This is a genomic window from Immundisolibacter sp. (assembly GCF_014359565.1).
Classification (GTDB): Bacteria; Pseudomonadota; Gammaproteobacteria; order Immundisolibacterales; family Immundisolibacteraceae; genus Immundisolibacter.
The window spans coordinates 225,971-238,851 of record NZ_JACIZD010000001.1 but is presented as its reverse complement, the minus strand read 5'-3'; the positions used below and the strand labels follow the sequence as shown (position 1 = coordinate 238,851).

Here is a 12,881-nt window from a genome sequence, read left to right as displayed (position 1 = left end):
AATCGTCGCCCCTCGCGTTTCCCGTCCCCGCCGCATGAGCCCCCCCAAGATCGGTTTTGTCAGCCTGGGCTGCCCCAAGGCGCTGGTGGACTCCGAACGCATCCTGACCGAGCTGCGCGGCGGCGGCTATGCGCTGTCGGACAGCTACGCCGGCGCGGATCTGGTGGTGGTCAACACCTGCGGTTTCATCGACGAGGCCCGGCAGGAGTCGCTCGACGCCATCGGCGAGGCGCTGGCCGAAAACGGCAAGGTCATCGTCACCGGCTGCCTGGGCGCCGACGCCAGCGCCATCCTCGAGCGCCATCCGCAGGTGCTGGCGGTCACCGGTCCGCACGCCTACGCCGAGGTGGTCGCCGCAGTACAAAAGCACCTGCCGCCGCCGCCTGCGCGCGAACACGATCCCTATGTCGACCTGCTGCCGCCGCAGGGCCTGCGCCTGACGCCGCCGCACTACGCGTATCTGAAGATTTCCGAGGGCTGCAACCACCGCTGCAGTTTCTGCATCATCCCGTCCCTGCGCGGCGACCTGGTCAGCCGGCCGATTGGCGAGGTGCTCACCGAGGCCGAGGCGCTGGTCGACGCCGGCGTGCGCGAGCTGCTGGTGATCTCGCAGGACACCAGCGCCTACGGCGTGGACATCAAATACCGCACCGGCTTTCACGGCGGTCGGCCGCTGCGCACCGACCTGCTGACGCTGTCCCGCGCGCTGGGCGAGCTGGGCGTGTGGGTGCGCCTGCATTACGTGTACCCCTACCCGCATGTCGACGCGCTGATCCCGCTGATGGCCGACGGCCTGCTGCTGCCGTACCTGGACGTGCCGCTGCAGCATGCCAGCCCGCACATCCTGAAGGCCATGCGCCGCCCGGCACACGTGGAAAACACGCTCGAACGTATCGGCGCCTGGCGCGATATCTGCCCGGACCTGGCCATCCGCAGCACCTTCATCGTCGGCTTTCCGGGCGAGACCGAGGCCGATTTCGCGGCCCTGCTGGAGTTCCTGGACCAGGCGCAACTGGACCGCGTCGGCTGCTTTGCCTACTCGCCGGTGACCGGTGCCGCGGCCAATGCCCTGCCCGGCGCCGTGCCGGAAGAAATCAAGCGCGAGCGCCTGGCGCGCTTCATGGAAAAACAGGCGGCGATCAGCGCCCGGCGCCTGCAGGACAAGATCGGTCGCACCATCGAGGTGCTGGTGGACGAGGTCGGCGACGAGGGTGTGATCGCCCGCAGTTACGCCGATGCGCCGGAAATCGACGGCGTGGTCCATCTGACCGACGCCGAGGGCGTGGCGGTCGGCGACGTGCTGCTGGTCGAGGTCGAAGACGCCGACGAGCACGACCTGTACGCCGTGCCCCAATTGGGCTGAATTCCGGCCGGTTCCGGGCGCACGCCTATACTTTTGCGTCGCAACCACGCTGCCTGCGGGGGTATTCATGCGCTTGTTCGGAAAATCGCTGGAACTGCCAACCGCGGCCCAGGCCCTGCCCGGCCGGGCCACGCCCATGCCGGTGACGAACCGGCATTTCGTCAACGGCCAGCCGATCAAGGGCCCGTTCGCGGCCGGCCTGCAGCAGGCGCTGTTCGGCCTGGGCTGTTTCTGGGGCGCCGAGCGGCGCTTCTGGCAGATCGACGGCGTGGTCAGCACGGCGGTCGGCTACGCCGGCGGCCACACGCCGAACCCTACCTACGAGGAAGTCTGCAGCGGCGCCACCGGCCATGCCGAGGTGGTGCTGGTGGTGTTCGACCCGGCCCGGGTGAGCTACGAGGCCTTGCTGCGCGAGTTCTGGGAAAGCCACGACCCGACGCAGGGCATGCGCCAGGGCAATGACATCGGTACCCAATACCGCTCGGCCATCTACACCTTCGATGCCGCCCAGCTGGCGGCGGCGCAAGCCTCCCGCGACGCCTACGCGAAGGCGCTGGCGGGCGCAGGCTACGGCCCGCCGACCACCGAAATCGCCCCTGCCGGGCCGTTCTATTACGCCGAGGACTACCACCAGCAGTACCTGGCCAAGAACCCGGGCGGTTACTGCGGCCTGGGTGGCACGGGCGTGCGCTGCGGATGATGATCGCCTGGCACCCGGCAACGCCTTCGGCAGGGCTGACAGCGTGAGCCCGCCGGTGGTTTCCGGGCAGCCGCGGCTGCGCCGCCTGGGCCTGCTCGGCCTGGGCGCGCTGGGCGTGGTCTATGGCGATATCGGCACCAGCCCGATCTACGCCCTGCGCGAGTGCCTGGCGCATGGCGTGGAGCCCACGCACGACAACGTGCTGGGCGTGCTGTCGTTGATCTTCTGGACCCTGACCATCCTGATCTCGATCGAATACCAGATGGTCGTCCTGCGCGCCGACAACCGCGGCGAGGGCGGCATCCTGGCGCTGCTGGCGCTGCTGCGGCCGCAGCGACAGCGTGGCGGCGCCCGGCTGGGGCCGCTGTTGCAGAAAATGGCCGTGCTAGGGGCGGCGCTGGTGCTGTGCGATGGCGTGCTGACGCCGGCCATTTCGGTGCTCAGCGCCATCGAGGGCCTGGAAGTCGCGGCGCCGCAGCTGGCACCGCTGGTGCTGCCGATCACGGTCGGCATCCTGCTGGCGCTGTTTCGCATCCAGCGCGGCGGCACGGCGCGCATCGGGGTGTGGTTCGGGCCGATCACGGCCGTGTGGTTCGTGGTCATGGCGGTGCTCGGCACGGTGCAGATCGTGCGCCACCCGGGCGTGCTGGCGGCGATCAACCCGGCCTACGGCGCGGCTTTCCTGTACCACGAGGGCTGGGCTGCGGTGCGCATCCTGGGCTCGGTGTTCCTGGTGGTGACCGGCGCCGAGGCGCTGTACGCGGACCTTGGTCATTTCGGCCGCCGGCCGATCCAGTACGCCTGGTTCGCGCTGGTGTTCCCGGCGCTGCTGCTGTGCTACTTCGGGCAGGGCGCGCTGATCCTGAGCTCGCCCGAGCCGGTCAAGCAGCCCTTCTTCGAGCTGGCGCCGGACTGGGCGCTGTACCCGCTGATCGCGCTGGCGACGGTGGCGACGGTGATCGCCTCGCAGGCGGTGATCTCGGGCGCCTTCTCGCTGACGCGCCAGGCGATCCAGATGGGCGTCATCCCGCGCGTACAGGTCGTTCAGACCTCGGCCGAGACCGGCGGGCAGATCTATGTGCCGGCGCTGAACACCCTGCTGATGCTGATTACGCTGGCGGTGGTGCTGGCGGCCGGTTCCTCGGCGGCGCTGGCCAATGCCTACGGCGTTGCCATCAGCACCACCATGATCATCACCACCGGCATGCTGTTCCTGGCCATGCGCTGGCGCTGGCGTCTGCCGCTGTTGTTTGCGGCGCTGTGGACCGGTCTGTTCCTGATCGTGGACGTGTCGTTCTTCAGCGCCAACATGCTGCGCGTGCCGGCCGGCGGCTGGATGGTGCTGGCGGCCGCCGCCGTGCTGTACGGCATGATGAGCACCTGGACCTGGGGCCGCAGCAACCTGATCGGCATGCTGCGCACCGAGACCCTGCCGCTGCCGACGCTGTTCTCGTACCTGGCGCGCGAGCGGGTGGCCCGCGTGCCGGGCACGGCGGTGTTCATGACCGCGCCCAAGCTGGGCGTGCCGCCGGCTCTGCAGCACCACCTGCGCCATGCCCATGCGCTGCACGAGCGGGTGATCCTGCTGACGGTGGAGAACCGTGACACGCCGCGGGTGCCGCCCGACGAGCGCCTCGCCGTGGAACCGCTGGAGCAGGGTTTCTACAGGCTGTTCGTGCGCTACGGCTTTGCCGAGAGCCCGGATTTGCCCCGCGCGATGGAGGCGGCCTCGGCCCACGGCCTGCCGGTGGACCCGACCGAAGTGACGTATTTCATCGGCCGCGAGACGCTGATCGTGCCGCCCGACATGCCCTGGTTCGACCGCCTGCGCGAGCGGCTGTATGTGTTCATGTTCCGCAACGCCTTGCGCGCCACCGATTTCTACCGCATCCCGCCGCGCCAGGCGGTGGAAATCGGCCTGTGGGTGGAAGCCGCGGTGCCGGTGCGGGCGCGCGACGCGGACCGCGCCTGATCCGGCAGGCGATCGTGGGAGGCCAGCCTTCGGGCCGAACGAGCGGCCGGATGTTCGCGGCGAGGGAGCCGCTCCCACGCCCGCCTCGGCCGCGAGGCTGACGCACGGCCTGTGCTTCAATACCGGGCCGCTATGCGATCTGAAGTCACGCCATGACCGAGCCCTTGCCCATACTGTCGACGGTGCCGCACCTGACCACCGCCCTGACCGGGCCGCTGCTGCGCCTGGAGACGCAACTGCTGCAGGCACAGGTGTCCATCGAAGGCTGGTTTCGCGAGCAGTTTCGCGCCACGCCGGCGCCGATCTACTGCTCGGTGGACCTGCGCAACGCCGGCTTCAAGCTGGCGCCGGTGGACACCAACCTGTTCCCCGCCGGCTTCAACAATCTTGGCGAGCGCTTCCTGCCGCTGTGCGTGCAGGCCATGCAGACCGCCATCGAGCGCGTCTGCCCGCGCTCCTGTGGTGTGCTGCTGGTGCCGGAAAGCCACACCCGGAACCTGTTCTATCTGGAAAACGTCGTCGTGCTGCGGCGCATCCTGGAGAGCGCCGGCTACGAGGTGCGCATCGGTTCGCTGCTGCCGGACCTCGCCGAACCGCAGACCGTGAGCCTGCCGTCGGGCGCCCGCCTGCGCCTGGAGCCGATCGAGCGCCGTGACGACCGGGTCGGCGTGGCCGGCTTCAATCCCTGTTTCGTGCTGCTGAACAACGATCTTTCCGGCGGCCGGCCGGCCATCCTGGAAGGCATCAGCCAGCCGGTGGTGCCGCCGATGGCGCTGGGCTGGACGCAGCGGCGCAAGTCCGAGCATTTCCGTCACTACCACGACGTGGCGCGCGAGTTCGGCGCCCGCATCGACCTGGATCCGTGGTTCATCGACCCGTACTTTCGCCAGTGCGGCGAGGTCGACTTCATGGCCGGCACCGGTGAGGACTGCCTGGCCGGCAACCTGGACGTGCTGCTGACCTCGATCCGCAAGAAATACGACGAGTACGGCATCGACCGCGAACCGTTCGTCATCATCAAGGCCGACGCCGGCAGCTACGGCATGGGCGTGATGACCGCCCGCAGCGTGGACGACGTGCGCGACCTGAACCGCAAGGAGCGCAAGCGCATGGCGGCCAGCAAGGAGGGCCAGGCGGTGCGCCAGGTCATCATGCAGGAGGGTGTTTATACCTTCGAGACCGTGGGCGATCCGCCGGCCGTGGCCGAGCCGGTGGTGTACATGATCGACCAGCACGTGGTCGGCGGCTTCTACCGGGTGCACACCGGGCGCGGCGCGGACGAGAACCTGAACGCACCCGGCATGCACTTCGAGCCGCTGGCCTTCGTCGAACCCTGCAACACGCCGGACTGCGGCCAGGCGCCGGACGCCGCGCCCAACCGCTTCTATGCCTACGGCGTGGTGGCGCGCCTGGCGCTGGTGGCGGCGGCGCGGGAGATGGCCGCCCATGGCTGAGTTCAAGTACCGGGTCGGGGTCATCATGGACCCCATCGACCACATCAAGCCCAAGAAGGACACCACCCTGGCGCTGATGCTGGAGGCCCAGCGGCGTGGCTGCGAAATCCACTACATGGAGCAGTCGGACCTGCTGATGCGCGACGGGCAGGTGCTGGCCAACCGCAAGCTGGTCGAGGTGTTCGACGATCCGAAGCACTGGTTCGCCTTTCGCGGCGAGGTGTACGGCCCGCTGGCGGAGCTGGACGTGATCCTGATGCGCAAGGACCCGCCGGTGGACCAGGAATACCTGTACACCACGTATCTGCTCGAACGCGCCGAGCATGCCGGCGTGCTGGTGGTCAACCGCCCGCAGGCGCTGCGCGAGGTCAACGAAAAGCTCTACACGGCCTGGTTCGGCCAGTGCACGCCGCCGACGCTGGTCACCAGCTCGGAGCGGCACATCCGGGCCTTCCTGGACGAGCACGGCGACGTGATCCTCAAGCCACTCGACATGATGGGCGGCGCGTCCGTGTTTCGCCTGCGCGAGGGCGACCCGAACCTGGGCGTCGTCATCGAGACCCTGACCCGCTACCAGGCCCGGCCGATCATGGCCCAGCGCTACATCCCGGACATCGTGCACGGCGACAAGCGCATCCTGATGGTGGACGGCGAGCCGGTATCGCACGCCCTGGCGCGCATCCCGGCGGCCGGCGAGACGCGCGGCAACCTGGCGGCCGGGGGTCGCGGCGAGGGCCGCGAGCTGACCGAGCGCGACCGCTGGATCGCCGCCCAGGTCGGGCCGACGCTGCGCGAGAAGGGCCTGCTGTTCGTGGGCCTGGACGTGATCGGCGAGTATCTGACCGAGATCAACGTCACCAGCCCCACCTGCGCGCGGGAGCTGGATGCCATCTACGGCCTGAACATCGCCGGTCAGGTGTTCGACGCCATCGAGAGCCGCCTGGCCGGGCGCTGACCGCCGCCGTTGCATGAGCTACGCGCCCGTCCTGCCGCCGGCGCCAGCGACGCCGGCCAGCAGCCGGCTGGCGCTGACCGTGTTGTACGCGCTGGCGGTGCATCTTGCGCTGGCGATCGGACTGCACATCACGCCGCCCCGGCCGCCGGCCCCGGCCGCCGCGCCGCGGCTGGAAATCACCCTGGTGCAGCGCCCGCCGGCCGCCAAGCCCCCCAGGTCCGCCGACTACCTGGCCGAGGCCAGTCAGGACGGCGGCGGCAACCAGTCCAAGCCGCGCCTGCCGACCAGCGTTGCCCCCGGCCGGCCGGCACCGGCAGCGGTTGCGCCATCGCCGAAACCGAAGCCGGCCGTGGCAGCGCCGGCGCCGGTCCAGCGCCAGCTGCTGACGAGCACCACACCGAAGCCCGCGCGGGTGCCGACCGCGCCGCAGCCGGGACCGGTGGCGCAGCCACCGAGCGCCGATGAACTCCTCAGCGGCGCCCGTCGCTACGCGCAGCTGGAGGCCCGGTTGGACAGCCAGCAGCGCGCCTACGCCAAGATTCCGCGCGAGAAGTTCATCACCGCCCGCACGCGTGAATACAAATACGCCGCCTACATGGAGGCCTGGCGGCGCAAGGTGGAGGCGGTCGGCAAGCTCAACTACCCGGCCGAGGCGCGCCGCGAGGGCCTGTCCGGCAGCCTCGTCCTGGCCGTGCGCATCAGTCCCGACGGCAGTCTGGTCGACGCCACCCTGCGCCGCAGTTCCGGGCACCCGGTCCTCGATCGGGCGGCGCAGGACATCGTGCGCTGGGCGGCGCCGTATGCGCCCTTTCCGCCGGACATCCGCGCCGAGGCGGACATACTGGTCATCACCCGCACCTGGCAATTTCTGGATGGGCGTGCCCTGGCGGGCGAGTGATCGCGGGTGCAACCGGACCCGGTGGTGGTGTGGGGCGCTGCATGGCGCTGTGGACAGGCGATGGGGTGTACATGACAAAGCATCGCGCAGCGAAGCGGCGCGACAGGCACCACCGATTCTGCCTTTTCAATCAGGCCTAGCCGGCCCCACTGCTAGAATGCGGCCATGGCCGAAACCCTCGATCTGAGCCACCACCTGCTGATCGCCATGCCGGCGCTGGCGGACGACAATTTTCGTCAGACGGTGAGCTATGTCTGTGAACACGGCGAGCACGGCGCGCTGGGCCTCATCGTGAACCGGCCGCTGGAGATCACGCTCGGCGACCTGCTGGAGCAGGTTGGCCTGAAACCGGCCACCGATGCCATCGCCGGCCAGCCGGTGTACGGCGGCGGCCCGGTGCAGCAAAACGCCTGCCTGATCCTGCACCGCCCGCTCGGGCGCTGGGACTCCACCCTGCCGGTGACCGACCAGATCGGCCTGACCGGCTCCATGGACCTGCTGGCGAGCATCGCCCGCGGCGTCGGCCCGGACGATTTCCTGGTCTGCCTGGGCTACGCCGGCTGGGGCGCCGGGCAGCTCGAACAGGAACTGGCCGACAATGCCTGGCTGACGGCTCCCGCAAGCGCCGGAATTCTGTTCGACTTGCCCGCCGACCAGCGCTGGCGGGCCGCGGCGGCCTCGATCGGCGTCGACATCGCCTTGCTGCCCAACCGCGCCGGACACGCGTGAGCGGCCTGGTGCTCGGCTTCGACTACGGCCACAAGCGCATCGGCGTGGCCACCGGCCAGGCGCTGACCGGCACGGCCACGCCGCTGGCCACGCTGCCCAATCCGCAGGCCGCCGGCTGGGCCGATGTCGATGCCCTGCTCGCCCAGTGGCGACCGACGCAACTGGTGGTCGGTCTGCCGCTGGCGGCCGACGGCACGGACACGCCGGTCAGCCTGGCCGCGCGACAGTTCGCGGCCGCGCTTGGCGAACGCACTGGCACCCCGGTGGCGCTGGTCGACGAGCGCCTTTCCTCGCACGAGGCCGAGGCGCGCCTGCTGGCCGACGGCCGGCGGCACGAGGCGGTGCGCCGCGAACGCGACGCCATGGCCGCCGCCATCATCGTGGAGACCTGGCTTGCCGAGCAGCATTAGCGACGCGCAACTGGCCGCGAGCCTGGAGCAGCTGGCCGACGCCTGCGCGGCGCTGGCGCTGCCCGATCCGCTGCTGGTCGGCATCGAGACCGGCGGCGTGTGGTTGGCGCGCTGGCTGCATGAGCGCCTTGGCGTGAGCGCCCCGCTGGCCAGCCTGGACGCCGGCTTTTACCGCGACGACCTGCGCCTGGGTGGCCTCAAGGGCCAGGTCCGCCCGTCTAACCTGCCGCCCAGCGTCGACGGCCGGCACATCCTGCTGGTCGACGATGTGCTGCACACCGGGCGCACCGTGCAGGCGGCGCTGCGCGAGCTGTTCGACTTCGGCCGCCCGGCCTGCGTGCGCCTGGCGGTGCTGGTCGACCGCGGCGGGCGCGAGCTGCCGGTCTGCGCCGATGCGGTCGGCCTGCGACTGGACGTGCCCCCCGGCCAGCGGCTGCGCCTGAGCGGGCCCGACCCGCTGCACCTCGACCTGGAGGCGGCGTGAGCGAGTTGTCCGGCCTGGCGCAGCGACTGGGCGCCATCCAGTACGACGCGCAGGGCCGCCTGCGCCATCTGCTGACGCTGGAGGGCCTGCGCCGCGAGACGCTGGAGGAGCTGTTCACGCTGGCCGACTCGCTGGTCGAGGTTGGCGCGCGCAGCGTCAAGAACGTGCCGCTGCTGCGCGGCAAGACCGTGGTGCTGCTGTTCTTCGAGGCCTCGACCCGTACCCGCACCACCTTCGAGATCGCCGCCAAGCGGCTGTCGGCCGACGTGGTGACGCTGGACGTGCCGGCCTCGTCCACCTCCAAGGGCGAGAGCCTGCTCGACACCATCGCCAACCTGCAGGCCATGCAGACCGACGCCTTCGTGGTGCGCCACGCCGACAGCGGCGCGGCGCACCTGATCGCCCGTAACGTGGCGCCGCAGGTGGCGGTGGTCAATGCCGGCGACGGCTGCCATGCGCACCCGACGCAGGCGCTGCTGGACCTGTACACGATCCGCCAACGCCGCGGCAGCCTGGCCGGCCTGAAGGTGGCCATCGTCGGCGACGTGCTGCACTCGCGCGTGGCCCGCTCGCAGCTGGCCGGTTTGCACCTGCTGGGCGTCAGCGACATCCGCCTGGTCGGCCCGGCCACGCTGGTGCCGCAGCGCCTGGCGCAACTGGGGGCGCGGGTCTGTCACGACCCGCGCGAGGGCCTGGCCGACGTCGACGTGGTGATGATGCTGCGCCTGCAGCGCGAGCGCATGGCCGGCGGCTTCGTGCCGTCCGATCGCGAGTATTTCGAGCTGTACGGACTCACCGAAACGGCGCTCACGGTGGCCAAACCCGACGCACTGGTGATGCACCCCGGCCCGATCAACCGCGGCGTCGAGATCGCCTCCGCGGTGGCCGACGGCGGGCGCTCGCTGATCCTGCCGCAGGTCACCAACGGCATCGCCATCCGCATGGCGGTGCTGGCGCAGACCGCCGGCCGGGGAGCGGACACCGATGCCTGAGACCACGCGCCTGACCTTGCGCGGCGGGCGGGTCATCAACCCGGCCAGCGGCACCGACGCGCAGCTGGACGTGCACATCGAGGGCGGGCGCATCATCGGCCTTGGCGCGGCGCCGGACAGCGCGCGCGGGCAGATCATCGACGTCGCCGGACATTGGGTGCTGCCCGGGCTGGTGGACCTGTCCGGCCAGGTCGGCAGCCCGGATGCGCTGTCACGCGGCGAGCTGCTGGCCGCGGCGGCCGGCGGCATCACCCAGCTTGCCGTTGCGCCGCGCGTGGATGCGGGCCTGGACAGCCCGGCCGTCATCGGCCGCCTGCGCGACGGCGCGCGGGCGCTCGGCCTGCTGCGCCTGGCGCCGATCGGCGCGCTGACGGCGGGCCTTTGCGGCGAGCAACTGGCCGAGCTTGGCCTGCTGCGGCGCGCCGGCTGCCGGCTGGTCGGCCAGGGTGGCCAGCCCATCGGCGCGCGCGTGCTGCGCCGGGCTTTCGAATATGCGCGCGGGCACGATCTGACGGTGGTGGTCGATGCCGAGGACGCGCAGCTTGCCGCCGGCGGCTGCATGCACGAGGGCGCGGTCAGCGCGCAGCTTGGCCTGACCGGCATTCCGGTTGCCGCCGAGGTGGCGGCGCTGTCGCTGGCCCTGGCGCTGGCCACCACTTGCGACACGCGCATCCACCTGCACGGCCTGTCGAGCGCGGCCGGCGTGGCGTTGTTGCGCGCCGCCAAGGGCGCCGGCCTGCCGGTGACGGCCGACACGCCGATCTGGAACCTGCACTACACGGACCTGGACATCGGCGCCTACGACCCGGCCTTTCACCTGCGCCCGCCGCTGCGTGAGGCCGGCGACCGGGCGGCGCTGCGCGAGGCGCTGGCCGACGGCACGCTGGATGCCGTCTGCTCCGACCACCGGCCGTACGATGGCGAGGCCAAGCGCCAGCCGTTCGCCCGTTGCGCCGCCGGCGTGGCCGGCTTCGAGGCCTTGCTGCCGCTGATCCTGGACCTGGTGCAGGGCGGCGGGCTGCCCCTGCCGCGGGCCCTGGCGGCCGTCACAAGCGGCCCGGCGGCGGTGCTGGGCGACGGCGGGCGCCTGGCGGTTGGGGCCCTGGCCGACCTGTGCGTGGTGGACCCGGGTCGCGCCTGGACGGTGGATGCCAGCACCTGGCACAGCGGCGCGCAGTGCACGCCGGTGTGGGGACGGACGCTGCGCGGCCGGGTGCTGCTGACGCTGCTGGGCGGGCAGGCCGTCTATCGCTTGCAGGAGCCCGCCGATGGCCGGTGAGGCCGGCGCGCCGGGCAGCATCCTGCTGCAGGACGCCATCGTCGACGCCAACGAGGCGCTGCCGGGCGGCCATTACCTGCTGCGCCTGACGGCGCCGGGCATCGCCGCGCGCGCCCGGCCGGGGCAGTTCGTGCACCTGCGCTGCGGGCCGGACCTGCCGATGCGCCGGCCGCTGTCGATTCTGCGTGCCACGGTGCACAGCGGGCAGATCGAGCTGCTGTACAAGGCGGTCGGCGTCGGCACCCGGCAGCTGGCGACGCGCCAGCGCGGCGAGGCGATCAGCGTGCTGGGGCCGATCGGCAGGCCGTTTCGCCCCGATCCGACGCGGCCGCGGGTGCTCGCCATCGGCGGTGGCGTCGGCATGCCGCCGATGCTGTTCCTGGCGCAGACCTTGCGCTCACCCAATCCGGTGCCCTGGCAGCCGCTGCTGCTGCTGGGCTCCGAAGTGGCGTTTCCGTTCCAGCCGCGCCCGTCGGCCATGCTGGTGGACGGCATGCCGCGGGGCATCATCGCCGCCCTGCCGCTGGCCGAGGACTGGGGCATTCCCAGCCGCCTGGCATCCGGGCAGGGCTTTCCCGGTTGCTACGAGGGCCACGTCACGGAACTGGCCGACGCCTATCTGGCGACCCTTGGCGCGGATGTGCTGGCGCAAACCCAGATCGCCGCCTGCGGCCCGACGCCCATGCTGCGCGCCGCCGCGGCGGTGGCCGCCCGCTATGGGTTGCCGGCGCAGCTGTGCCTGGAAGAGCATATGGCCTGCGGCGTGGGCGGCTGCGCAGGTTGCGTGGTCGAACTGGCGACGCCCGATGGACCGGCCATGGCGCGGGTCTGTGTGGACGGACCGGTGTTCGATGCCGCAGCGGTCTATCCGGACCTTTACACCGCCGGCGCCTGAGCCGCTCGCCGCGGCCCGCCCGGCGAATCAACCTTTACATCACAGGAGCAGCCCCATGCCCGGCAAAGATGTCACCCTCAAAACCAGCGACGGCCAGTTTTCGGCTTACCTGGCCACCGCCTCCGGCAAGCCGGCCGGCAGCGTGGTCGTCATCCAGGAGATTTTTGGGGTCAACAGTCACATCCGTTCGGTGTGCGACCGCCTTGCAGCGGCCGGCTTCAACGCCCTGGCGCCGGATCTGTTCCACCGCAGTGAGCCGGGCGTGCAGCTGGGCTACGAGCAGGCCGACTTCGGTCGCGGCTTCGAGCTGATGCAGGCGCTCGACCACACCAAGGCGCTGGCCGACATCGATGCCTGCATCGCCGATTGTCGCGCCCACGGCGGCAAGGTGGCGGTGCTGGGCTTCTGCATGGGCGGCCTGCTGGCCTACCGCAGCGCGGCCAACCTGCAGCCGGACGCGGCGGTGGCCTACTACGGCGGCGGCATCGCCAACTTCCTGGACGAGGCCGGCAACATCCGCTGCCCGATCCAGTTTCACTTCGGCGAGAAAGACCATTTCATACCCATGACGGACGTCGACAAGCTGCGCGCCGCCATCGCCGGACTGAAGGAAACGGAAGTGCACGTGTACCCGGCCGATCACGGCTTCAACTGCGACCAGCGCGCCAGCTACGACGCGGCGGCGGCCAGTCTGGCCTGGCAGCGCAGCCTGGATTTCCTGCGCCGGCACCTGGGCTGAATTGTTACGGC

13 protein-coding genes are annotated in these 12,881 nt (G+C 70.9%); all 13 read left to right on the top strand.

Translation table 11 applies throughout. From position 1 onward, the window contains the following. Positions 1-34: 34 nt before the first annotated feature. Complete coding sequence (gene rimO / locus H5U26_RS01145) at positions 35-1,363, top strand: 30S ribosomal protein S12 methylthiotransferase RimO (protein WP_290615802.1); 1,329 nt, start codon at positions 35-37, stop codon at positions 1,361-1,363. A 67-nt stretch (positions 1,364-1,430) separates the two neighbouring features. Next, on the top strand, positions 1,431-2,063 hold the full coding sequence (msrA, locus tag H5U26_RS01140) for a peptide-methionine (S)-S-oxide reductase MsrA (RefSeq protein WP_290615800.1): 633 nt from the start codon (positions 1,431-1,433) through the stop codon (positions 2,061-2,063). 43 nt (positions 2,064-2,106) lie between these two features. Next, positions 2,107-4,035 (top strand): KUP/HAK/KT family potassium transporter, encoded by a 1,929-nt coding sequence (locus H5U26_RS01135; RefSeq protein ID WP_290615798.1) that lies wholly within the window; start codon positions 2,107-2,109, stop codon positions 4,033-4,035. A gap of 152 nt (positions 4,036-4,187) precedes the next feature. Continuing rightward, positions 4,188-5,489, top strand: coding sequence for a glutamate--cysteine ligase (gshA, locus tag H5U26_RS01130; RefSeq protein ID WP_290615796.1), 1,302 nt, complete (start codon positions 4,188-4,190; stop codon positions 5,487-5,489). Next, positions 5,482-6,444, top strand: coding sequence for a glutathione synthase (gene gshB / locus H5U26_RS01125; RefSeq protein WP_290615794.1), 963 nt, complete (start codon positions 5,482-5,484; stop codon positions 6,442-6,444). Before gshA ends, gshB begins: the two co-directional genes overlap by 8 nt. Before the next feature lie 13 nt (positions 6,445-6,457). Beyond that, complete coding sequence (locus H5U26_RS01120) at positions 6,458-7,342, top strand: energy transducer TonB (protein WP_290615792.1); 885 nt, start codon at positions 6,458-6,460, stop codon at positions 7,340-7,342. Between the two features lie 165 nt (positions 7,343-7,507). After that, positions 7,508-8,071 carry a YqgE/AlgH family protein gene (locus H5U26_RS01115; protein WP_290615790.1) on the top strand — a complete coding sequence of 188 codons (564 nt, stop codon included), beginning with the start codon at positions 7,508-7,510 and terminating at the stop codon, positions 8,069-8,071. Further along, entirely contained in the window at positions 8,068-8,481 is a 414-nt protein-coding gene (gene ruvX / locus H5U26_RS01110; protein WP_290615788.1) for a Holliday junction resolvase RuvX, read from the top strand. Before H5U26_RS01115 ends, ruvX begins: the two co-directional genes overlap by 4 nt. A gap of 22 nt (positions 8,482-8,503) precedes the next feature. Continuing rightward, on the top strand, positions 8,504-8,965 hold the full coding sequence (gene pyrR, locus H5U26_RS01105; RefSeq protein ID WP_366055871.1) for a bifunctional pyr operon transcriptional regulator/uracil phosphoribosyltransferase PyrR: 462 nt from the start codon (positions 8,504-8,506) through the stop codon (positions 8,963-8,965). A gap of 5 nt (positions 8,966-8,970) precedes the next feature. Continuing rightward, on the top strand, positions 8,971-9,957 hold the full coding sequence (locus H5U26_RS01100) for an aspartate carbamoyltransferase catalytic subunit (RefSeq protein ID WP_290616831.1): 987 nt from the start codon (positions 8,971-8,973) through the stop codon (positions 9,955-9,957). Then, complete coding sequence (locus H5U26_RS01095) at positions 9,950-11,236, top strand: amidohydrolase family protein (RefSeq protein WP_290615782.1); 1,287 nt, start codon at positions 9,950-9,952, stop codon at positions 11,234-11,236. Before H5U26_RS01100 ends, H5U26_RS01095 begins: the two co-directional genes overlap by 8 nt. Beyond that, positions 11,226-12,131 (top strand): dihydroorotate dehydrogenase electron transfer subunit, encoded by a 906-nt coding sequence (locus H5U26_RS01090; RefSeq protein WP_290615780.1) that lies wholly within the window; start codon positions 11,226-11,228, stop codon positions 12,129-12,131. The genes H5U26_RS01095 and H5U26_RS01090 overlap by 11 nt, the downstream gene beginning before the upstream one ends. A 55-nt stretch (positions 12,132-12,186) precedes the next feature. Then, positions 12,187-12,870 carry a dienelactone hydrolase family protein gene (locus H5U26_RS01085; protein ID WP_290615778.1) on the top strand — a complete coding sequence of 228 codons (684 nt, stop codon included), beginning with the start codon at positions 12,187-12,189 and terminating at the stop codon, positions 12,868-12,870. Positions 12,871-12,881: the final 11 nt, after the last annotated feature.

Bases quoted from the DNA above. Each gene is read 5' to 3' on its own strand.
- rimO (WP_290615802.1), top strand. From the start codon at position 35: ATGAGCCCCCCCAAGATCGGTTTTGTCAGCCTGGGCTGCCCCAAGGCG.
- gshB (WP_290615794.1), top strand. From the start codon at position 5,482: ATGGCTGAGTTCAAGTACCGGGTCGGGGTCATCATGGACCCCATCGAC.
- H5U26_RS01090 (WP_290615780.1), top strand. From the start codon at position 11,226: ATGGCCGGTGAGGCCGGCGCGCCGGGCAGCATCCTGCTGCAGGACGCC.
- H5U26_RS01120 (WP_290615792.1), top strand. From the start codon at position 6,458: ATGAGCTACGCGCCCGTCCTGCCGCCGGCGCCAGCGACGCCGGCCAGC.
- H5U26_RS01095 (WP_290615782.1), top strand. From the start codon at position 9,950: ATGCCTGAGACCACGCGCCTGACCTTGCGCGGCGGGCGGGTCATCAAC.
- H5U26_RS01115 (WP_290615790.1), top strand. From the start codon at position 7,508: ATGGCCGAAACCCTCGATCTGAGCCACCACCTGCTGATCGCCATGCCG.
- H5U26_RS01085 (WP_290615778.1), top strand. From the start codon at position 12,187: ATGCCCGGCAAAGATGTCACCCTCAAAACCAGCGACGGCCAGTTTTCG.
- gshA (WP_290615796.1), top strand. From the start codon at position 4,188: ATGACCGAGCCCTTGCCCATACTGTCGACGGTGCCGCACCTGACCACC.
- msrA (WP_290615800.1), top strand. From the start codon at position 1,431: ATGCGCTTGTTCGGAAAATCGCTGGAACTGCCAACCGCGGCCCAGGCC.